This is a genomic window from Bradyrhizobium liaoningense, assembly GCF_018130785.1.
Classification (GTDB): Bacteria; Pseudomonadota; Alphaproteobacteria; order Rhizobiales; family Xanthobacteraceae; genus Bradyrhizobium; species Bradyrhizobium liaoningense_A.
Genome location: NZ_JAFCJT010000010.1, coordinates 1 through 21,807, shown reverse-complemented (window position 1 = coordinate 21,807; position 21,807 = coordinate 1). Strand labels below are relative to the sequence as shown.

Below are 21,807 nucleotides of genomic sequence, written 5' to 3'. Positions count from 1 at the left end.
GCCCCCATTTTCAGATCACTGCCGAAAGAAATGCCTTGGTGCGCTCCTCGCGCGGTGCGCCCAACACGTCCGATGCGCGTCCCTGCTCGACGATAGCACCCTGATCCATGTAGACGACGCGGTCTGCGACCTCGCGCGCGAAGCCGAGCTCGTGTGTCACCACCATCATGGTCATGCCGCTGCGCGCCAGTTCCTTCATGACCGCGAGTACCTCGCCGACGAGTTCCGGATCGAGTGCGCTGGTCGGCTCGTCGAACAACATCAGCATCGGCTTCATGGCGAGCGCGCGCGCAATCGCCACGCGCTGCTGCTGGCCGCCGGAGAGCTGCGCGGGATACCAGTCCGCCTTGGCGGACAATCCGACGCGCCGGAGCAGTTCGAGTGCCTCCGCGCGCACCTCGTCGGACTTGCGTCCCTGCACCTGAAGCGGGCCTTCGGTGATGTTCTCCAGCGCCGTCTTGTGCGGAAACAGGTTGAAGCGCTGGAACACCATGCCGGTCTTCAATCGCTGCCGCCCGATCGCGCGCTCGTTAAGTCGATGGAGTCTCCCGCCCTGCTCGCGCACGCCCAGGAGTTCGCCGTCGAGCCAGATGCCACCGGCATCGATCGCGGCAAGCTGGTTGATGCAGCGGAGCAGCGTGGTCTTGCCCGAGCCGGAGGCGCCGATCAGGCACATCACCTCGCCGGGCCAGACGTCGAGCGAGACGGTCTTGAGAGCCTGGAACTCTCCAAAACTCTTGCTGACCGAGCGGATCGCGACGAGGGGTTTTGTCATCGCGCTAGCCGCAATGTGCCGCGGGCAAAACGGCGTTCGAGCAGCATCTGGAGCGGCGTCAGGATCGAGACCACGAGCAGGTACCAGAGCCCGGCGACGATCAGGAGCTCGATCACGCGGGAATTAGCGTAGTAGATATTTTCGGCGTTGTGCAGCAGTTCCGGATACTGGATGACGCTCGCGAGCGAGGTCGCCTTCACCATGCCGATGAACTCGTTGCCGAGCGGCGGGATCACCACGCGCATCGCCTGCGGCAGGACGATCCGCCGCAGCGCGCGCAGCCGCCCCATGCCGATCGCCTGCGCCGCTTCGTATTGCCCGATGTCGACCGACAGCATGCCGGCGCGCATCACTTCGGACGTGTAGGCGCCCTGGTTGATGCCGAGGCCGAGAAACGCCGCGAGGAACGGCGTCATGACGTCGACGGCGCGCGCGCTCCACAGGCCGGGAATGCCGATGGTCGGAAACACCAGCGCGAGATTGAACCACAGCAGCAATTGCAGGATCAGCGGCGTGCCGCGGAACAGCCAGGTGTAGCCGGCCGCGACCGTCTTCAGCACCGGATTGGGCGACAGCCGCATGATCGCCACGACAATGCCGAGGACAATGCCGAGCGCCATTGCCAGCACCGCCATCACCATGGTGTTGACGATGCCTTCGAGGATGACTTTTGCGGTCAGGAAGCGGCTGACATAGGACCATTCGATCTGACCGCCGGCGAAGGCGCGCACGATCGCCGCCAGCACGAGGACGATCAGGGCCGCGCTGAGCCAGCGAAACCAGTGCGGCTCGCGCGCGATCCGCATCCCCGACAGATCGGGAAACCCCTCCGCGAGCGCCGGCGCCGGCTTCATTGCGGCGCCGCGTTCAGCATGGGCTGGGCGACCGCGTTGGCGCCGAGGCCCCATTTGTCGAGGACGGCCTTGTAGGAGCCGTCGGCGATCATGGCCGCGAGCTTCTCCGTCACCACCTCGCGCAAGACGGTGTCGTCCTTGCGGAACATGATGCCTTGATAGCCTTTGGCGAACGGCTCGCCGACGACGCGATATTTGCCGCGCTCCTGTGTCTGCGCGTAAGGCAGCGTCTCGCTGCCCTGCACGGCGGCGTCGATGCGGCCCTGCTTGAGCTGGTTGCGGACGTCGATAGAATTCTCGCCCGGGACGTACTGAATGGCCGGCTTGCCGGCTGGCTCGCAATTCTGCTTGCTCCACTTCTCGATCTCGACCGGGAAGCTGGTGCTGCGCGTGGTGCCGACCTTCTTACCACAGAGATCGGTCGCGTCCTTGGCGCCGTTCTCCGCCATCACGAAGAACTGCGGACCGGTTCCGAGGTAGTCGACGAAATCGGCGGTCTCGCGCCGCGAGGCGCGGTCGGAGATGCCGGAGATGATGAAATCGGCACGCCTGGTCTGGAGTGAGGGGATCAGCTCGGCGAACGGCGTCTCGCTCCAGACGATCTTGAGGCCGCCGAGCCGCTTGGCGAGCTCGTTGGCGAGATCGATGTCGAGGCCGACGAGTTCGTTCGTCGCGGGATCGCGATATTCCATCGGCGCGTAGGTGGAGTTGACTGTGAGCTTCAGCGTGCCCGCCTGCTTGATCTCCGCCGGAAGCTCGGCCGCCTGTGCGGACGTCGCGGCAACCAATGCTGCTAGCCCAAGGAAATGCGAGAGACGTGTCATGTCAGCTCCTTTGCCAACGCCGTTGGAGAGATCCCGTCAGTCCGCGTCGAGAACGGCCGGCTCGATGACGCCGGCGCGCTCGGTGATCACCCTGTATTGCTCCGGTCGCCGGTGGGCGGCGAAGTTGAACATCTTGTCCTTGCCCTGGCGGCAGAGGTCGAGATCGAGGTCGGCGACGATCACCTCGTCGGCCAAGGTCTGCGCTTGCGCGACGATGCGGCCATTGGGATCGACGATGCAGGAGCCACCGATCAGCCCGGAGCCGTCCTCCTCGCCCGCCTTCGCCACCGAGATCGCCCAGGTCGCGTTCATGTAGGCGTTGGCTTGCGTCACCAGCGTCGAATGGAAGGTGCGGAGCGCTCCGTCTTCCGTCGTGCCGCCATTGGGATCGTAGGCCGCCGAATTGTAGCCGATGCAGACGAGCTCGACGCCTTGCAGGCCAAGCACGCGCCAGGATTCCGGCCAGCGGCGATCGTTGCAGATCATCATGCCCATGATGGCGTGGGCCCAGGACGAGCCGGCACGGAAAGCAGGAAAGCCGAGATCGCCATATTCGAAGTAGCGCTTCTCGAGCTGCTGGTAGCGCGCGCCTTCGCGCGGCTCGACCGAGCCCGGCAGATGCACCTTGCGATAGCGGCCGAGGATCTCGCCGTCGCGATCGACCAGGATGGCGCAATTATAGCGGCGGCCATCTGCTGTCTGCTCGGCATAGCCGACATAGAAGCCGACGCGCAGCGCGCGCGCCCGGTCGAACAGTTTTGCAACGGCCGGGTTCGGCATGCCGCGCTCGAAATAATGGTCGAGCGCTTCGCCTTCGAGCAGCCAGCGCGGGAAGAAGGTGGTGAAGGCAAGCTCCGGAAACACCACGAGGCTGGCGCCGCGGCGGGCGGCCTCCTCCAGCATGTCGAGCATCCGCTTCAGCGTATGCTCACGCGTATCGGCTTTTTGCGTCGGCCCCATCTGAGCGGCGGCGGCGCGAAGGACACGAACCAAGATTGCCTCCAATCTGTGCGCAGTGCTGCCTCAATGGGCGAATGAACCCTTTGATGCGACGTGCAAATCCGCGGCCATTACGCGCAAGCGGGGCTGCAAAATCAATTCATTCTGCTATGATGTTTTGGCCCAAAGTATAATCGGCAGTGATATGAACCTGCGTCAGCTCGAAATCCTGCGTGCCGTCATCCGCCACCGCACCACGGTGGCGGCGGCGGAGGAACTGGCGCTATCGCAGCCCGCGGTCAGCAACGCGCTGAAGACGATGGAGGCGCAGGCAGGCTTTGCGCTGTTCGAGCGCGTCAACAACCGGCTGTTTCCAACCGCGGAGGCGATGGCGCTCTACAAGGAGAGCGAGGCGATCTTTGCGCTGCACGCAAAACTCGAGAGCCGCGTGCGCGATCTGCGCGAGAACCGCTCCGGGCATCTTTCCATCGTCGCGACGCCGCCGCTGGCCTACAGCATCATCCCTTCCGCACTATCCGGCTTCCTGCGCCGCCGCCCGGAGACGCGCGTGTTCTTCGACGTGCGGCGCTACGAGGGCATCATCGAGGGCGTGCTCAGCCGCGTCGCCGAACTCGGCTTCGCGCTCGGGCTGACGCATCATCCCGGGATCGCGCATGAGGTGGTGCATACCGGCGAGATGGTCTGCGTGCTGCCACCGCAGCATCCACTCGCCGATCAGCCGGTGATCTCGGCTGCGGATCTCTCCGGGCTGCCCTTCATCGGACTTGAGCGCGGCACGCGGCTCGGTGAGGCCGTGCGCGACAGCTTTGCTCGCGCTGGTGCGCCGTTCCGGCCGACCGTCGAGGTGCGTTACTGCAACACGGCCTGCGTGCTCGCTGCCGCCGGCGTCGGCGCCGCGGTGGTCGATCCCTTCTCGCCGCGGCAGAACGGCGGCAGCGGCCTCGTCGTCCGGCCGTTCACGCCGACGACGCATGCGGTGGCCTATATGCTATGGTCGGAAGCCGAGCCGCTGTCGCGCCTGGCCAGGGCCTTTCTCAACGAGGTCCGCAAGGAGAGCACGCTGCTGGAGCGCACAGCGCCACACCAGCAACATGGGGCAGAAAGCGACTGAGCTTCGCAACCTTTTGACCCGGGGGGCATATGGCACGCATCACCATCATCGAGACCGGGGCGGTCCCGCAAAAATATCGCGAGCAGCACGGCTCGTTTCCTGACATGTTCGAGCGCATGGTCCGCGCGGAGGACCCGACGGCTACGGTCGACGTGGTCAGCATCCCCAACGGCGACACTCTTCCCGATCCGAGCAAGCTCGAGGCGGTGCTGATCACTGGAGCTGCGGCCGGCGTCTATGACGGGCTCGACTGGATCGCGCCGCTGGAGGATTTCGTACGTACGGCCTACGCCAACAAGACGCCGATGGTCGGCGTCTGCTTCGGCCACCAGCTGATCGCGCAGGCGCTCGGCGGCACCGTGCAGAAGTCGGATAAGGGCTGGGGCATCGGCCGCCACGTCTATCAGGTGCTGCCCGAGAACGGCGTGGTCGAAGGCGAAGCGGTCGCGATCGCCGCCTCACATCAGGACCAGGTGATCGAGCCGCCGAACGACGCGCTGACGATCCTCTCGTCCGAATTCACCCCGCATGCCGGCCTGCTCTACGCCAACGGCGCCACGCTGACCCTGCAGCCGCATCCGGAGTTCGACGTGGAGTTCGCGCAAGTGTGCTGCGAGCTGCGCGACGGCAAGGCGCCGGACGATGTCGTTGCATCGGCGAGGGCGTCGCTGGCGGAGCCGATGGACAACGCGAAGCTGGGTGGGGCGATCACGAGGTTTCTTGCGCGGCGCGCGGCACTGTAGTCCGCGGCACTCACCGCGCAGGCTCTTCCCTTCTCTCCTTGTGGGAGAAGGTGGCATAGGCGGCCTTCGGCCGCCGTTCTTGAGAACGCCGAAGCAAAGCTTCGGCTATGGCGCCGGATGAGGGGTCTCTGTCGGCGAACTCATCTGAGAGTGGACTCGCGGAGAGATACCCCTCACCCGTCTCGCCGCAAGGCGGCGCGCCACCCTCTCCCGCAAGGGGAGAGGGTAGAAGCAGCACCGCTTGTGAAAATTATCAGAACGGCTCCGTTCCCAGCCCCGGCACATCGGCCGGCCGCGGTCCCGGCGCCGGCCAGTGAAACCGGCGATCCTTCTCCGCAATCATGATGTCGTTGATCGAGGCCTCGCGCCGCCGCATCAAGCCGTGCTCGTCGAACTCCCACTGCTCGTTGCCGTAGGAGCGATACCACTGGCCGCCGGCATCGTGCCATTCGTACTGGAAGCGCACCGCGATGCGGTTCTCATCGAAGGCCCAGAGGTCCTTGATCAGGCGGTAGTCGTGCTCCTTCTCCCATTTGCGGGTGAGGAACGCGACGATGGCCTCCCGGCCCTGGAAAACCTCCGAGCGGTTGCGCCAGCGGCTGTCCTCGGTATAGGCGAGCGAGACGCGCACCGGATCGCGTGAATTCCAGGCGTCCTCGGCCATGCGCGCCTTCTGCGCGGCGGTCTCTCGGGTGAAGGGCGGAAGCGGCGGGCGCGACATGGTGGCCTCATCGATTGGCTGGGGCCGCAATCTATCGCTGCAGTTGGTGGAGTCGATAGGCCATTACAAATCAGGCGATCACTTATCGGGCGATCACGAAATCAAATCGGCCTTCATCAGCGCGCGGATCGATTTCGGGATCGGCTGGGCGCGGCCGCCGCTGATGAAGGCGACGCGCACCTCGGCTTTCACCAGCACGTCCTCGGCCCGCCGCACCTCCTGCCCCAGCATGATGGAGGCGCCCTTCACCGCAACCGGCCACGTCACGACGTCGAGCACGTCGTCCATCCGCGCGGGCTTTAGAAAATCCAGATGCATCGAGCGCACCACGAAGGCGAAGCCCGCGCCCTCCGTTTCGACCTGGTCGAACAGCGCCTGCTGCTCGGCCCCCATCAGCCGCAGATGATTGGTGCGCCCCCGCTCCATGTAGCGCAGATAGTTGGCGTGATAGACGATGCCGGAGAAGTCCGTGTCCTCGTAGTAGACGCGGACCTGCATGTGGTGGCGGCCGTCGCGGATCTCGCCGTCGAGATGGGCAGTCACGTCGCGAGCCTCTTCGCTTTTTGCAACCAGCCCGTTTTGCGCAAAAACAGCCAGCCGCGCAAGCGCAGGTTATGCCACGGCCGGCGTCCTTCCCAGCGTCACCTCGACGATCTCAGGCGGCACGCCGACGCGGACCGGCATGATGCTGCAACCGAGGCCACCGGAGATGATGACGTCGCATTTCAGCCGGACATGACCATAGGCGAGCCGAACACCCTGCTGCGGCGGAACGGCCGGCGACCAGCCGAACAGGCGGACCTGGCCACCATGGGTATGGCCGGACAGTTGCAGCGCGACGCGCGCGGGCACGCGCGGCGCGATATTCGGCTCATGCGCGAGCAGGATGACCGGCGCATCGTCGGTGACCTTGGCGAGCGTCCCCGCGAGATCGTCGGCGCCAAGCCGGTGCACGCGGCCGTAGCGCTTCGCGGGATAGTAGGCGAGCTGATCGCCGAGGCCCGCGAGCCAGAAGGAGCGTCCGTCCTTGGTGAGACGCACGACGTCGTTCTCGTAGACGGGAATGCCGGCCGCCTCCAGCGCACGATGGGCGACTGTCGGCCCGTGCCCGGCCTGCTGCACGACCCTGTCCACCCAATAGTCGTGATTGCCCATGACGGCATGGACGCCGAGCGGTGCCTTGAGGCCCGCGAGCACCCTGGCCCATTCGCTTGACGGAATGATGCGCGTGACCTGGTGAACACCTGCGACATAGTCGCCGAGCAGCACGATGACATCGGCGTTGAGCGCATTGGTGCGATCGACGATGCCCTCGATCCGCTCCAGCGACATCCAGGGATCACAGGCATGAATGTCGGTGACGACGGCGATCTTGAGCGGAAAATCCGCCGGCCATTGCCGCGGGGTCGGATGATAGCGGGTGACGCGGAGCCGCAGCGGCTCGATGCCGACGCCATAGGCCGCGGTCGAGACACCGAGCGCGGACAGGCCGCCGATGGAACGGATGAGATGACGACGCGTGATCATGGAAGCTCGATGGTGATGCGACCTCGTGATGCGGTCCGATTGAAGCGGAATTTGGGTCCGCTCGTGCAGACGGTCTGCATTCGCGTGCAGAATTCCGCACAAAGGTTACCGGAAGTTCATGACAACCGACGCACCTTGCATCAACGCAATCAGTCGTCGCTCTCGTCCGAGCCGAACAGGCCGAACTGTGCCGCGGCATCGCGCGAGGGCTCGGCGATGCCGAGATGGCGGAAGGCGTGCGAGGTGAGCAGGCGGCCGCGCGGGGTGCGCTGGAGATAGCCGCACTGGATCAGATAAGGCTCGATGATGTCCTCGATCGCATCGCGCGGCTCGGACAGCGCGGCCGCCATCGTCTCGACGCCGACCGGGCCGCCGCCATAATTCTGCGCAATGGTCGTGAGATAGCGGCGGTCCATGGCGTCCAGGCCCGCGGCGTCGACCTCGAGCGCGCTCAGCGCGTGGTCGGCGATCTTGCGGTCGATCGAGGCGGCATCGGCAGCGGAGGCAAAATCGCGCACGCGCCGCAACAGGCGGCCGGCGATGCGCGGCGTGCCACGGGCGCGGCGCGCGATCTCGTTGGCGCCGTCGGCGCTCATGCCGACATTGAGCACGCGCGCGCCGCGGGTGACGATGCTTTCCAGCTCTTCGATCGTGTAGAAATTCAGCCGCACCGGAATGCCGAATCGGTCGCGCAAGGGATTGGTGAGAAGGCCAGCGCGCGTGGTGGCGCCGACGAGCGTGAATTTCGACAGCTCGATCTTCACCGACCGCGCCGCCGGGCCTTCGCCGATGATCAGGTCGAGCTGAAAGTCCTCCATCGCGGGATAGAGCACCTCTTCCACCGCCGGGCTGAGGCGATGGATCTCGTCGATGAAGAGCACGTCGCGCTCTTCGAGATTGGTCAGCAGCGCGGCGAGATCGCCGGCCTTGGCGATCACGGGACCCGAGGTGGCGCGAAAGCCGACGCCGAGCTCCTTGGCGACGATCTGCGCCAGCGTGGTCTTGCCGAGGCCGGGGGGACCTACGAACAGCACGTGATCCAGCGCCTCGCCGCGCTTGCGCGCCGCCTCGATGAAGATCGAGAGATTCTTGCGCGCCTGCTGCTGGCCGACGAAGTCGGACAGCGATTGCGGGCGCAGCGCGGTGTCGCCGACATCGTCGCTGCGGCGCTCGGGCGAGACCATGCGGTTGGCCTTGGGGTCGCTCACTTCGCGAGCTCCTTGAGGCCGAGGCGGATGAGTTGCGCCGTCTCGGCATTCTCACCGGCGCTGCGCGATGCCGATGCGATGGCCGCGGCAGCCTGCGGCTGGCCGTAGCCGAGATTGACGAGCGCAGAGATCGCATCTGCCACCGGGCGCGGCGCGCGCTGGTCGTCGACGGCGCCGGCAAGATGCACGACGGCGGGATCGACATTGGCGAAGGCCGGCGCCTTGTCCTTCAATTCGGTGACGATGCGCTCGGCGACCTTGGGGCCGACGCCGGGCGTACGCGCGACCGCGGCCTTGTCGCGCAGCGCTATGGCATTGGCGAGGTCGGAAGGCGCGAGCGTGCCGAGCACCGCGAGCGCGACTTTGGCGCCGACGCCCTGCACGGTCTGGAGCAGGCGAAACCATTCGCGCTCCTGGTCGGTGCGGAAGCCGAACAGTTTGATCTGATCCTCGCGGACATAGGTTTCGATCGAGAGCACGGCGGCTTCACCGGGCGACGGCAGATGCTGCAGCGTGCGCGATGAGCAGTGCACCTGATAACCGACGCCGCCGACGTCGAGGATGACGAACTCCTCGCCGTAGGAATCGATCAGGCCCTTGAGCTTGCCGATCATAAGCCCACCACCTTCAGCCTGAGCGCCGTGCTCTGGCGATGATGGGCATGGGTAATGGCGATCGCGAGCGCGTCGGCGGCGTCCGCGGACGGCGGCTCGGCTTTCGGCAGCAATATCTTCAGCATCATCGCGATCTGGTGCTTGTCGGCGTGGCCGGCGCCAACCACCGTCTTCTTGACCTGGTTCGGCGCGTATTCGGCGACGCTGATGCCGAACATTGCGGGCGCCAGCATGGCGACGCCGCGGGCCTGGCCGAGCTTCAGCGTCGCGACGCCGTCCTTGTTCACAAAGGTCTGCTCGACCGCCGCTTCCATCGGCTTGTGACCGGACAGGACGGCGGCGAGCCCCTCATGGATCGCGAGCAGCCGGCTCGCCAGCGGCAAATCGTCCGGCGGTTCCACCGAGCCGCAGGCGACGTAGATCAAGCGATTGCCCTCGGCCTCGATCACGCCCCAGCCGGTGCGGCGCAGGCCGGGGTCGATGCCGATGATGCGAACGGGGCCACGAATCGGGAGCGCGGTCATGGGCCAGTGATAGCGGCTGGCTGCGGTGGGGGAAACAGAAACAGAACGGAAGTAACAGGGGAAGTGGGGGCTCGTGGGTGAGTGGCGCTGCGCGCCACAAACCCCAGGCGTCATACCCCGCGAAGGCGGGGTATGCAGTACGCCGCGACTTATCCGTATCCCTCGGGCGTCTCTGGAATACTGGGTCGCCCGGTCAAGCCGGGCGACGACAGCGGAGGATTAGGCTCAGCCGCCCATCTTCGCCATCAGCGCGTCAGACACCTCGAAATTGGCGTAGACGTGCTGGACGTCGTCGTGCTCGTTGAGCAGGTCCATCAGTTTCAGGAGCTTCTCGCCAGTCTCGTCGTCGACCGCGACCGTGTTCTGCGGCTTCCAGATCAGCGCGGCCTTGCGCGGCTCGCCGAACTTGGCTTCCAGTGCCTTGGCGACGTCGCGATAGCCTTCGGTCGAGGCGTAGATCTCGTGACCGCCTTCGCCCGAGACCACGTCGTCGGCGCCGGCCTCGATCGCGGCATCCAGCACGGCGTCGTCGGAGGCGACGCTGCGGTCGTATTCGATGATGCCGGTGCGGTCGAACATGAAGGAGACCGAACCGGTTTCGCCGAGATTGCCGCCCGACTTGGTGAAGAAGGAGCGGATGTCGGAGGCGGCGCGGTTGCGGTTGTCGGTCAGCGCCTCGACGATGACGGCGACGCCGCCGGGGCCGTAACCCTCGTAGCGGATCTCGTCATAGTTCTCGCCCTCATTGCCGAGCGCCTTCTTGACGGCACGCTCGATATTGTCCTTCGGCATGTTCTCCTGGCGCGCCGCGATGATCGCCGCACGCAGGCGCGGGTTCATGTTGGGATCGGGCGTCCCCAGCTTGGCCGCGACGGTGATTTCCCGCGCCAGCTTGCCGAACAGCTTCGACTTCTGCGCATCCTGCCGCCCCTTGCGGTGCATGATGTTCTTGAATTGGGAATGTCCGGCCATGCGTGTCTCGTAAGGAATCGTGCGCCAAAGGTGAGCGCGGGAAGCGCGGCCTTATAGGCCGCCAACCCACCGGAATGAAAGAGGCTCTACGACTTTAAGGTAATACCGTAGTGCCCCGTGCCTAGGAGTCAGGCACCGTTAACCCTGATTTCATTCTGGCTTGCGAAAATAGCAACCGCCCGTTCCCCGACAAGAGTGACCTGATGGCGTTCGCATTGTTTCGGAAGCGTCTGCCCGACTTGTCCGCGCCCGTGGCGCCCCCACCGGCCGCGCCGTCGCCGGTCGATCCCCCGCCCGCGCCGTCGGCCGAGGGCGATTCCGCCAGGGAAATCCTGGAACTGCTGGAACTCGAGCTCGGCGCCATGATCCGCCAGCTCGAGCGTGCGGCCAATTCGGTCGCCGGCGGCGCGGAGGCGACCGCGGCAACGCTCGCGGATATTCGCGAGCGCACCGACGCCCTCACCGGCCGCACCAATGCGGCGCAGTCGACCGCCTCCACCTTTGCCCATGCCGCCGACAAGTTCACCCAGTCCGCGCAAGGCATCGGCGCGCAGGTGCGCGAGGCCGGCAAGCTGGCCGACGAGGCCAGCGCGGCGGCGCAGGAAGCCCGCGCCAATGTCGACCGCCTGCGCGAATCCTCCGCCGCCATCGGCAATGTCGTCAATCTCATCGCGCAGATCGCGCGGCAGACGACGCTGCTCGCGCTCAACTCGACCATCGAGGCCGCGCGTGCGGGTGCGGCCGGCAAGGGCTTTGCGGTCGTCGCTACCGAAGTGAAGGCGCTCGCGGTGCAGACCCAGGGTGCGACGGAGGAGATCACCAGGAAGATCGACGCGCTCCAGCGCGACGCCGCCGGCTCGGCCGACGCCGTGCACCGCATCGCGCAGGCGATCGAGGCGATCCGCCCGGTGTTCGACACCGTCAACGGCGCGGTCGCCGAGCAGAATGCCACCACCAGCGAAGTCTCCGGCAATGCGGCAAGCGCGTCTGAGTTCATCATCTCGGTCGGTGAGAGCGCGGCCGAGATCGATGCCGCAACCAAGGCCGCTGAGACCCACGGCGAGAACGTCGCCAGCGCCGGCAAGGCCGTCACCACCTTCGCACAGAAGCTGAAATCGCGCTGTGCGGTGCTGCTGCGCCAGAGCGAGCACGACGACCGTCGCAAGACCGAACGGCTGCCCTGCCATCTCAAGTTCGAAACCGCGCGCGGCGTGTTGCAGGTCTACGAGATCGCGATGGACGGCGTGCTGATCGGCGGCGCGGAGGCGGCGAAGCTTGCCACGCAGGCCGTCGTCGACGGCACGCTCGAAGGCGTCGGCGCCTGCCGCCTGCGCGTGATCGAGCAGACCAAGGCCGGCGCCCGCGCGCAATTCGTCGGCCCCAACGCCGAGCTCAGCGAAAAGATCGAAGACCGGCTCTGGTCGATCCACGAGGAGAACACCGAGTTCGTCACCCGCGCCATGGAAGCAGGCACGGCGCTGACCCGGATCTTCGAGCAGGCGGTTGCACGCGGCGAGGTCAGGATCGACGACCTCTTCGACACCGACTATGCGGAGATCGCCGGCACCAATCCGCAACAATACCGCACGAAATATCTGGACTGGGCCGACCGCGCGCTGCCGCCGTTCCAGGAAGCCTTTCTCGCCAAGGAACCGCGCATGGCGTTCTGCGCCATGGTCGACCGCAACGGCTTCCTGCCGGTGCACAACAAGATCTATTCGCATCCGCAGCGGCCTGGCGACGCCGCATGGAACACGGCCAACAGCCGCAACCGGCGGATCTTCAACGATCCCGCGGGGCTCGCCGCCGCGCACAACCTGCGCTCGTACCTGGTCCAGAGCTATGCCCGCGACATGGGCAACGGCAACACCGTGATGATGCGCGAGATCGACGTTCCGATCCGCGTCCAGGGCCGGCATTGGGGCGGATTCCGCACGGCTTACAAGCTCTAGTGCACGCTCAGGCAAGACGCCGACGCGCGAATCACCGCTTTGAATAAAATTGGAATGGGAATGCCGTGGTGAGCCGATGAACGGCTCCGCTTGGAGGAAAGCCCGTACATGTCCCTCGCCCAACTTGCAGTACTGGACACCGGCTCCAACCGGACACTTGCCGAACGTCTGATCGACCAGCTCGCCGACCGCATCGGCGGTCTCGGCGTCGAGCTCGCCGACATCGCCGGCAACGTCCAGGAAGTCGCCAACCGCGTCGCGAACCAGTCCGAACGGTTCCATCACCTCCAGGAGACGGCCGAGACGATGGTCTCGGCCAATCACGACATCGCCAATGCGTCACAAGCGGTGCAATCGACCGCATCGGCGGCGGTCGGCGAGATCGCGCAGTCGCGCGGCGCGGTCGACACCGCGGTCAGCCACATCTCCGAGCTCGTCGCAGCCGTGGAGCGGATCGAGGCCCGCCTGAGCGCCGTCGGCTCGGCGCTGGCGCAGGTGGCAAAAGTGTCCGGCTCGATCGAGGCGATCGCGAAGCAGACCAATCTGCTCGCGCTCAACGCCACCATCGAAGCGGCGCGCGCCGGCAATGCCGGCCGCGGTTTTGCGGTGGTGGCAAGCGAGGTCAAGAACCTCGCGGAAGCGACCCGTGCGGCCACGCATCAGATCTCCGACACCGTGCGCGATCTCGACGGCCAGATCGAAGGCCTGATCGGTGAGAGCAGCGACGCCTCGCAACGTGCCAAGACTGCCGGCGAGGGCGCCCAGCAGATCTCCGGCATCATCTCGCGGGTCCAGCAGGGTTTTGCCTCGGTGGAAGCGGAGATCGACAGCGTCACGCGCGCCGCGACCTCCAATCTCGGCCATTGCGACACGGTCATCAGCGAGCTCAACGAGCTCGCCAAGGGCGTCGACCTGTCCTCGCGCGATCTCAAGAACGCCGATCAGCGCGTGACAAAACTGCTCGACACGTCCGAAGCGCTGATCGCGATGATCGCCGACAGCGGCGTGGAGACATCGGATGCGCCGCTGATCCGCGTCGTCGTCGAGACCGCAAGGCGGATCTCGGACGAGTTCGAGGCCGCAATCGACCGCGGCGAGATCACGCTCGACCAGCTCCTGGACGAGAACTACCGGGAAATCCCCGGCACCGATCCCAAGCAATACAAGACCAGCTACGTCGACTTCACCGACCGCGTGCTGCCCGCCATCCAGGACCCGATCCAGAAGTCAGACCCCCGCATCGTGTTCTGCGTCGCCTGGGCCAAGGGCGGCTATCTGCCGACCCACAACCCGAACTACCGCCTGCCGCAGGGCAAGGACCCCGTCTGGAACAACGCCAATTGCCGCAACCGCCGCCTGTTCAGCGACCGCGCGGTGAAGAAGGTCGCGGCCAACACAAAACCGTTCCTGCTCCAGACCTATCGCCGCGACATGGGCGGCGGGCAGTTCGTGCTGATGAAGGACCTGTCCTCGCCGATCGTGATCCGCGGCAAGCACTGGGGCGCCTTCCGGATGGGTTTTCGGCAGAGCTGACGCCCGCCGCTGCGGCCCTTGAATCAAAAATCTGAAAAACAACCCCATGCACAGTAGCCGGGGCGTGGGGAATCAATGGCTTGCGCCGGCCGGCCAGGACGCAGTTTAAGACGCAGTTTGACTCGTCGGGCAAAACAGGGGCATATTGCCATTATTCCGAAATCCTCACTCTCCTCTTCCCTTCTCCCCTTGTGGGAGAAAGTGGCATAGGCGGCCTTCGGCCGCCTATTCTTAAGAACGCCGAAGCAAAGCTTCGGCTATGGCGCCGGATGAGGGGTCTCTATCGGCGGACAAAGCTGCTTCGGAATGAGAGGATCATACGCGGAGAAAGACCCCTCACCCGAGTGAGTCTGCGTCTACCGGCGTCGCTGCCCTCTCCCACAAGGGGAGAGGGCACAACAATGAGTCGTTGCAATTGATCCCGTCAGCAGTGCGTGCCGCCGCCCGACTTTCCCAATCGCACGAATTTCGTCATCGCATGAATTTCCGCATTCGCACGATCATCTGCGGCGATCAACGATGCGTGCGACGAAAATGCGTCAAAACATGACGATTATCATATCAATTAGCCCAAAACCCTTGCAGAGATCGTCGCACGAATTCGTGAACGTCATGGCCTGATGCGTCGGCCGCGCAAATATGCATCGCCGGAAATTTCGACGCTTCATCGTTTCGCATCGGTATGATTATGGTCGCGCGGAAATTCGCCGACCAGGTCGCCGCAAGCGATCCAGCAAGCAAGGGGATGCATATGGCAACAACACTCACCATCAACGGCGAAACGAAATCCTTCGATGCACCACCCGAAATGCCCTTGCTGTGGGTGCTGCGCGACATCCTCGGAATGACCGGCACGAAGTTCGGCTGCGGCATCGCGCAATGCGGCGCCTGCACCGTGCATGTCGATGGCAAGGCGGTGCGCTCCTGCGTGCTGCCGGTGAGTGCGGTGGCGAACCGCGCCGTCACCACCATCGAGCATGTCGGCAGCACGCCGGCAGGCGCGAAGGTGCAAAAGGCGTGGCTCGATGCCGAGGTGATCCAGTGCGGCTACTGCCAGTCCGGCCAGATCATGGCGGCCGCAGCCCTGCTGGCGGCAACGCCTCACCCTGACGATTCAGATATCGACGCCGCCATGGCCGGCAACATCTGCCGCTGCGGCACCTATGTCCGCATCCGCGAGGCCATCAAGCAGGCCGCCTCCGGCCGTCAGTCCTGAGGTTCGCCATGAATGCACACAACGACGTCTCCCGCCGCACGCTTCTGACCGGCGGCCTCGCCACCGGCTTCCTGCTCGCCTTCCATCTGCCGCTACGCGCCGCCGGCAACGAGCCGGTGCAACGCGATGTAACCGACGGCAAGTTCGCGCCCAACGCTTTCATCCGCATCGATCAGACCGGCCGCACGGTCCTGATGATGCCGCAGGTGGAGATGGGCCAGGGCACCTACACCTCGATCTCCGCCGTGATCGCCGAAGAGCTGGATGCCGACTGGAGCAAGGTCGAAGTCCAGCACGCCCCGCCCAACGACAAGCTCTACGGCAACCCGACCTTCGGGCTCCAGGTCACAGGCAACTCGAACTCGATCCGCGCCTGGTGGACGCCGCTGCGCAAGGCCGGCGCCACGGCACGCGCGATGCTGGTGCAGACCGCGGCCAGCCAATGGGGCGTCGAGCCTTCAGGCTGCACAGCCTCGAAGGGCGAGGTCTCCCATGCCGCGAGCGGCCGCAAGCTCGGCTATGGCGAATTGGCGCTTGCCGCACAGGGCCAGACGCCGCCAAAGGACGTCGCGGTCAAGGATCCCAGGGATTTCGTCCTCATCGGCCAGCCGCTGAAGCGACTGGACACGCCGGACAAGGTCAACGGCAAGGCGCTCTACGGCATCGACGCGATCCTGCCCGGTATGAAGATCGCCGCGATCGCCAATTGCCCGGTGTTCGGCGGCAAGGTCGGCAAGGTCGACGACAGCGCCGCGGTGAAGCTGCCCGGCGTGCGCAAGGTCGTTGTGCTCGACGATGCCGTCGCGGTGATCGGCGATCACATGTGGGCGGCAAAGAAAGGCCTTGAGGCGCTCAAGATCGAGTGGAATGAGGGGCCGAACGCTGGGATATCCACCAAGGACATCTGGGACGATTTGCGCAAGGCCAGCGAGAAGGACGGCGCGATCGCGAAATCCGACGGCGACATCGCCAAGGCGCTCGCCACCGGCGACAAGTTCGAGGCCGCCTACGAGCTGCCGTTCCTCGCGCACGCCTCGATGGAGCCGATCAACGCCACCGTCCACGTCAGGCCCGATGCTTGCGAGATCTGGACCGGCACGCAGATCATGACGCGCGTGCAGTCCGAGGCGGCGAAGGCCGCCGGTGTTCCCGTCGACAAGGTGATCGTCAACCAGCATCTGCTCGGCGGCGGCTTCGGCCGCAAGCTCGAACCCGACATGGTGGTCGCGGCGGTCAACATCGCCAAGCAGGTCGACTATCCCGTGAAGGTGGTGTGGACCCGCGAAGAGGACATCCAGCACGACGTCTATCGTCCGGTCTATCGCGACCAGATCACGGCATCGCTGGTCGACGGCAAGATCGCAGGCTGGAAGTACAAGGTCGCGGGCTCCGCCGTGCTGGCGCGCTGGCTGCCGCCGGCGTTCCAGAAGGGCATCGACATCGACGCGATCGACGCGGCGGTCGATGCGCCCTACGACTTCGCCAACTTCCACGTCGAGTATGTCCGCGCCGAACCGTTGTCGATCCCGACCGGCTTCTGGCGCGGCGTCGGCCCGAACAACAACGTGTTCGCGGTCGAATGCGCGATGGACGAACTTGCGCGCAAGGCCGGAAAGGACCCAATTGAATTCCGAAAGTCCATGCTGACTAGGAACCCGCGCATGCTCGCGGTGCTCAACCATGTCGCGGAAAAATCCGGCTGGGGCCAGCCGTTGCCGCCGCGCGTCGGCCGCGGGGTCTGCGTGCAGCCATCATTCGCGAGCTTCATCGCGACCGTGGTGGAAGCGGAGGTCGACGAATTCGGCGAGATCGCGCTCCGCCGCATCACCTCGGTGGTCGACACCGGCATTGCGGTCAACCCCGACACGGTGAAGGCGCAGATCGAAGGTGGGCTCATCTTCGGCCTCACCGCGGCGCTCTATGGTGAGATCACCATCGACAAGGGCCGCGTTCAGCAGTCGAACTTCCACGACTACCGCATGATGCGCATCAACGAGACGCCGAAGGTCGAGGTCATCGTCGTCAAGAGCGGCGAGGCACCGGGCGGCATCGGTGAGGCCGGCGTCAACGCCGGACCGCCGGCGCTGCGCAACGCGATTCTGGCCGCAACCGGCGTGACGCTACGGCGCCTGCCGATCGATCGAAAACTGCTGGCTGCGGGGAAGAAGGCATGAGCGGCAAGATGCGTATCCTCACAAGCGTCGTTGTGATCGCAATCGTCGCCGCAGGGCTCGGCGTCTGGATCATCCGCGGGCCCGGCCCGCTCGATTTCGCCGGCGGCACGAAGGTGGCGCTGGCGGATTACCGCGCGGGCAAGCCGACCGGCGTGCCGGCCAAGCTCGAAAAGGCGAGCCTGGTCGACCGCGGCGAGTATCTGGCGAAGGCGGCCGACTGCATGGTCTGTCACACCAAGCCCGGCGAGAAGGACTATTCCGGCGGGCTCGGCTTCAAGCTGCCGTTCGGCACGCTCTATTCCACCAACATCACGCCGGACAAGGACACCGGCATCGGCAATTACAGCGACCAGGATTTCCTCAACGCAGTCCAGCATGGCAAGCGCCATGACGGCGCACGGCTCTATCCGGCGATGCCCTACACGTCCTATACCTACATGACGGATGAGGACGTGCTGGCGGTGAAGGCGTATCTGTTCAGCCTGCCGGCGGTGCGCGCGAAGGCGCCGGAGAACACGCTGTCGTTCCCGTTCAACCAGCGCTGGGCGATGATGTTCTGGTCGGCCGTGTTCAATCCGGACACGCGCTTCACGCCTGACACCTCGAAGAGCCCGGAGTGGAACAGAGGTGCGTATCTCGCAGAAGCGCTGGCGCATTGCGGCGAGTGCCACACCCCGCGCAATCTCGGCTTTGCGCTCGACAACCGCAAGAAGTTCGGCGGCGCGATCACGGCCGGCTGGCGCGCCTTCAACATCTCCTCCGACAAGGCCACCGGCCTCGGCAACTGGCGCGACGAGGACCTGATCTCGTATCTGTCGCTTGGCCACGCGCCGGGCCACGGCTCGGCCTCGGGTCCGATGGGCGAAGCGGTCGATCGCAGCTTCAGCCAGTTCGCTCCCGAAGACATCCGCGCCGTCGTCGCCTATCTGCGCAGCGTGCCGCCGGTGGCCTCGCCCGACCTGCCTGCCACCACGGCACCGGCCGCGCCCGCCTCGCACAAGGACGGCGTCACGGCCGACGCACGCGGCAAAATGGTGTTCGCCAGCGCCTGCGCCAGCTGTCATGGCTGGAGCGGCGAGAGCCCGGTCTCGCCAATGGCGACGCTAACCGGCACCTGGGCCGTCAACGACCCCGCCGCCACCAACGTCGCACAGATCGTGCTGTCAGGCACCAGGCGGCATACGCCGGACGGCGCGCTCTCGATGCCGGCGTTCGGCAATGCGTATAGCGACGACGAGATCGCGGCGGTGGCGAACTACGTCACGGCGCGGTTCGGCACCAAGGGCTCGAAGCTGACGGCGAAGGACGTGGCCGAGCTGCGGGAGCAGACGGCAGAGTAACGCGGTCCTCTTACCCTCCCCTGGAGGGGCCCCGGAGGGGGAGGGTCGCTGTGCATGCAGCGAAGCGGAATGCGCAGCGGGGTGGGGTGATCTCTCCACGCGGGCACCGCTTCAATGGAGGGACCGTCACCCCACCCCGCTCGCGCTTCGCGCGATCGACCCTCCCCCTCCAGGGGCCCTCCAGGGGAGGGTAGCATCCTGCATCCCCTACAGGCCTGTCACGTAATCGCAATCGGACAGCCGTTGCTTCCCGTGGCGCCCTTGATGGGCGCCGGGGTGAAGGAATAGACGAACTGATATTTCTTGTCGGCGATCAGCTCGTCGAAGATCAGGTTCTCGTGGTTGTGGATGCCGTTCTTGGTCTGCAGCTCGGCATGGACCACGAAGGCGAGCGTCTTGTCGGGATTGGGGACCACCTCGACCGCCCAGGTGTCCGCGCCGGTCAGCGCAAGATCCTTCTCGACGATCCATTTGGCAGCGTCGAGGCCGATGCCGGGCTCGCCGCTGTTGAAACGATCGTTGTTCTTCATCCAGAGCGAGCCCCAGCCGGTGTGGAACATGATCGCGTCACCAGGCTTGATGTCGCTCTCGGGGATGTTCTGCTTCGCCAGCGCCGCCTTGATGTCAGCCGAGGTGATCTCCTGCCCCGCATCCATCATGCCACCCTTGAGCGCGACCATGTCGATCAGATGCGCGCGGGTGAAGATCGGCTTAAGCTTCTCGATGCCGAGCTTCTTGAGGCCGTAGGCGTCGCTGATCTCGGCGGCGGTGAAGCCGTTGTAGAATCGCATCTCGCTCTTGTCGCCCTCCTTGCCCATCTGGATGCCGATGTGGCCGAGGCCGTCGAACTGCGTGCCGGTCTGACCGATCTCGGTGGCGAGGAATTCGTCGTGATAGACGAGCTTGTTGTCGCCGAACGGGCCGCCGGTCGGGCTGCCGGGAATGCGCAGCGCGAATACACGCGCGCCGAACAGCGGCATGGCGGCCTCATAGACGCGGCCGATCTTGTAGATCTTGCCGTCCTTGATCCATTTCGCCGCGTCGAGGACCTTCGCCGGGGTGATGTGGTTGGATGCGCCGGACTCGTCATCCTTGCCCCATTTCGAGGGCCACCATGGCTTGTCGACATTCTTGGGCATGGAGGTTGCAGTCTGCGCCTGGGCCTCGCTGATCGGCGCCAGCGAGAACTTGCCATGCATCGAGCCCGCGAGCGCCGCGCCGGCGACGCCGGCGATGCCCGCGGTGCGGAGCAAGGTCCGGCGGTCAGTCGTGGCGCCGCTGCCGTCTTGATCTACGTTATTGATCTCATTAGACATTGCACCCTCCCAGGTTGTGGTCCGAACAAGCTCGGACTCTAAAATTGTTTCCGCAACCCTCCTCCTCCGCTAGGTTGTTGTCCAGCGACAAAATGAAGACCGTTGGTGCGAGAGCTTCCAATGAGCCTGTTTGAAAGCGACAAATCCGCACAGCGACTTCCGGTCTCGCTGATCACCGGCTTTCTCGGCAGCGGCAAGACCACGTTGCTCAATCGCCTGCTGCGCCACGACGGCATGAAGGACAGCGCCGTCATCATCAACGAGTATGGCGAGGTCAGTCTCGATCATCTCCTGGTCGAACGCGTCGATGGCGAAGTCGCCGTGCTCGCGAGCGGATGCATCTGCTGCACCATCCGCAGCGACCTCGAGCAGACGCTGCGAGACCTTCTGGTGAAGCAGGACCGCGGCGAGATTCCGCCGTTCCGCCGCATCCTGGTCGAGACCACCGGTCTCGCCGACCCCGCGCCGATCGTGCAGCTCCTGCTCAACAATCCGCTCGTCTCGCACTTCCTGCGGCTCGACACGGTCGTGACCACGGTCGATGCCGTCAACGCGCCGCATCAGCTCGATCGTCAGTATGAGGCGGTGAAACAGGTGGCATTGGCCGACCGGCTGTTGATCACCAAGAGCGATTTGGTCGAGGACATCGCGGCGCTTGAGCTGCGCCTGCGGCGGCTCAATCCCGGCGCCAGAATCGAAAGCGTCAGTCACGGCGAGATCGATCCCGCGCAGCTATTCGGCGCCGGCCTGATCGATCCCGAGTTGAAAAGGATAGACGTTGAGCGCTGGCTCAACGAGCGGGCCTTCGCGGAGCCGCATGCGCACGCCGGCCATTCGCATCACGATCACCACGCGCACCATGATCATGGCCATCATGATCACGATGCGTCGATCGCGAGCTTCATGCTGGCGTTCGATGAACCGCTCGACTGGATGGCTGTGACGCGCTGGCTTGCGCATTTGCGCAACGCGCGCGGCCAGGATTTGCTGCGGGTGAAGGGGATTCTCGATCTCCGTGACGAACCGGTGCCGATCGTGATCCATGGCGTGCATCACGTCTTCCATCCGCCGGTGGCACTCAGCGGCTGGCCCGACAGCGATCGCCGCTCGCGCATCGTCTTCATCACGCGCGGGATCGCGCGTGCGGAAGTGCTTGAGCTCTGGCAGGCGGTTCGCGCCGCAGCGTGAGGCGCGTCGAAATGAGCGACGCTGCCGACCCTGCCCTGGAGGGGGAGGGTCGCTGTGCATGCAGCGAAGCGGAATGCGCAGCGGGGTGGGGTGACAGTCTCTCCACCTCGAACAGTGCCCGTGGGGAGAGCTCACCCCACCCCGCTCGCGCTGCGCGCGATCGACCCTCCCCCTCCAGGGCAGGGCTATCGCATGTAGCCGAGGAGTTCGAAGAGGAAGGCATCGTTCCAGCCGGCCCGCTTGAGCTTGAGGCGT

The 21,807-nt window shown here is 65.4% G+C and carries 20 protein-coding genes; 8 read left to right on the top strand and 12 right to left on the bottom strand.

Annotated elements, in window-relative coordinates; genetic code table 11:
* Positions 1-10: 10 nt before the first annotated feature.
* From JQ627_RS20700 to JQ627_RS20685, 4 genes are read right to left on the bottom strand one after another with little or no spacing between them, the layout of a single operon-like run.
* Positions 11-775, bottom strand: a complete 765-nt coding sequence (locus JQ627_RS20700) for an amino acid ABC transporter ATP-binding protein (RefSeq protein WP_212486003.1) — start codon at positions 773-775, stop codon at positions 11-13.
* Positions 772-1,629, bottom strand: coding sequence for an amino acid ABC transporter permease (locus JQ627_RS20695; RefSeq protein ID WP_212486002.1), 858 nt, complete (start codon positions 1,627-1,629; stop codon positions 772-774). Before JQ627_RS20695 ends, JQ627_RS20700 begins: the two co-directional genes overlap by 4 nt.
* Complete coding sequence (locus JQ627_RS20690) at positions 1,626-2,453, bottom strand: ABC transporter substrate-binding protein (RefSeq protein WP_212486001.1); 828 nt, start codon at positions 2,451-2,453, stop codon at positions 1,626-1,628. The genes JQ627_RS20695 and JQ627_RS20690 overlap by 4 nt, the downstream gene beginning before the upstream one ends.
* Positions 2,454-2,489: 36 nt before the next feature.
* Entirely contained in the window at positions 2,490-3,446 is a 957-nt protein-coding gene (locus tag JQ627_RS20685) for an N-carbamoyl-D-amino-acid hydrolase (protein WP_212486000.1), read from the bottom strand.
* A 151-nt stretch (positions 3,447-3,597) separates the two neighbouring features.
* Here JQ627_RS20685 and JQ627_RS20680 point away from each other — a divergent pair, with 151 nt between their 5' ends.
* On the top strand, positions 3,598-4,524 hold the full coding sequence (locus JQ627_RS20680; RefSeq protein ID WP_212485999.1) for a LysR family transcriptional regulator: 927 nt from the start codon (positions 3,598-3,600) through the stop codon (positions 4,522-4,524).
* A gap of 29 nt (positions 4,525-4,553) precedes the next feature.
* The gene (locus JQ627_RS20675; protein ID WP_212485998.1) at positions 4,554-5,267 is read left to right on the top strand and encodes a type 1 glutamine amidotransferase; all 714 of its coding nucleotides are present in this window, start codon (positions 4,554-4,556) and stop codon (positions 5,265-5,267) included.
* A 253-nt stretch (positions 5,268-5,520) separates the two neighbouring features.
* On the opposite strand, the gene JQ627_RS20670 is transcribed toward JQ627_RS20675, so the two are convergent.
* From JQ627_RS20670 to JQ627_RS20640, 7 genes are all read right to left on the bottom strand, one after another.
* Positions 5,521-5,988, bottom strand: coding sequence for a nuclear transport factor 2 family protein (locus tag JQ627_RS20670; RefSeq protein ID WP_212485997.1), 468 nt, complete (start codon positions 5,986-5,988; stop codon positions 5,521-5,523).
* Between the two features lie 93 nt (positions 5,989-6,081).
* Positions 6,082-6,531 (bottom strand): tol-pal system-associated acyl-CoA thioesterase, encoded by a 450-nt coding sequence (gene ybgC, locus JQ627_RS20665; protein WP_212485996.1) that lies wholly within the window; start codon positions 6,529-6,531, stop codon positions 6,082-6,084.
* A gap of 69 nt (positions 6,532-6,600) precedes the next feature.
* Positions 6,601-7,515, bottom strand: a complete 915-nt coding sequence (locus tag JQ627_RS20660; RefSeq protein ID WP_212485995.1) for a metallophosphoesterase — start codon at positions 7,513-7,515, stop codon at positions 6,601-6,603.
* A 149-nt stretch (positions 7,516-7,664) separates the two neighbouring features.
* Entirely contained in the window at positions 7,665-8,699 is a 1,035-nt protein-coding gene (ruvB, locus tag JQ627_RS20655) for a Holliday junction branch migration DNA helicase RuvB (protein WP_193375700.1), read from the bottom strand.
* Positions 8,700-8,719: 20 nt separating this feature from the next.
* Complete coding sequence (gene ruvA / locus JQ627_RS20650) at positions 8,720-9,337, bottom strand: Holliday junction branch migration protein RuvA (protein WP_212485994.1); 618 nt, start codon at positions 9,335-9,337, stop codon at positions 8,720-8,722.
* Positions 9,334-9,861, bottom strand: a complete 528-nt coding sequence (ruvC, locus tag JQ627_RS20645; protein WP_212485993.1) for a crossover junction endodeoxyribonuclease RuvC — start codon at positions 9,859-9,861, stop codon at positions 9,334-9,336. The genes ruvA and ruvC overlap by 4 nt, the downstream gene beginning before the upstream one ends.
* Before the next feature lie 225 nt (positions 9,862-10,086).
* A complete protein-coding gene (locus JQ627_RS20640) occupies positions 10,087-10,833 on the bottom strand; it encodes a YebC/PmpR family DNA-binding transcriptional regulator (RefSeq protein WP_028150892.1) in 747 nt (248 codons plus the stop codon).
* Positions 10,834-11,036: 203 nt separating this feature from the next.
* On the opposite strand from JQ627_RS20640, the gene JQ627_RS20635 reads away from it, so the two are divergent.
* The 5 genes from JQ627_RS20635 (at position 11,037) to JQ627_RS20615 (ending at position 19,048) form a co-directional block, all read left to right on the top strand.
* Positions 11,037-12,785, top strand: a complete 1,749-nt coding sequence (locus tag JQ627_RS20635; protein WP_212485992.1) for a methyl-accepting chemotaxis protein — start codon at positions 11,037-11,039, stop codon at positions 12,783-12,785.
* Between the two features lie 108 nt (positions 12,786-12,893).
* Positions 12,894-14,318 carry a methyl-accepting chemotaxis protein gene (locus tag JQ627_RS20630; protein WP_212485991.1) on the top strand — a complete coding sequence of 475 codons (1,425 nt, stop codon included), beginning with the start codon at positions 12,894-12,896 and terminating at the stop codon, positions 14,316-14,318.
* Positions 14,319-15,069: 751 nt separating this feature from the next.
* Entirely contained in the window at positions 15,070-15,534 is a 465-nt protein-coding gene (locus JQ627_RS20625) for a (2Fe-2S)-binding protein (RefSeq protein WP_212485990.1), read from the top strand.
* Between the two features lie 8 nt (positions 15,535-15,542).
* Complete coding sequence (locus tag JQ627_RS20620) at positions 15,543-17,708, top strand: molybdopterin cofactor-binding domain-containing protein (RefSeq protein WP_212485989.1); 2,166 nt, start codon at positions 15,543-15,545, stop codon at positions 17,706-17,708.
* Positions 17,705-19,048, top strand: a complete 1,344-nt coding sequence (locus JQ627_RS20615) for a cytochrome c (protein ID WP_212485988.1) — start codon at positions 17,705-17,707, stop codon at positions 19,046-19,048. The genes JQ627_RS20620 and JQ627_RS20615 overlap by 4 nt, the downstream gene beginning before the upstream one ends.
* A gap of 218 nt (positions 19,049-19,266) precedes the next feature.
* On the opposite strand, the gene JQ627_RS20610 is transcribed toward JQ627_RS20615, so the two are convergent.
* Complete coding sequence (locus JQ627_RS20610; protein WP_212485987.1) at positions 19,267-20,364, bottom strand: cyclase family protein; 1,098 nt, start codon at positions 20,362-20,364, stop codon at positions 19,267-19,269.
* Positions 20,365-20,484: 120 nt separating this feature from the next.
* Here JQ627_RS20610 and JQ627_RS20605 point away from each other — a divergent pair, with 120 nt between their 5' ends.
* Positions 20,485-21,552 carry a GTP-binding protein gene (locus JQ627_RS20605; protein ID WP_212485986.1) on the top strand — a complete coding sequence of 356 codons (1,068 nt, stop codon included), beginning with the start codon at positions 20,485-20,487 and terminating at the stop codon, positions 21,550-21,552.
* Positions 21,553-21,807 lie beyond the last annotated feature (255 nt).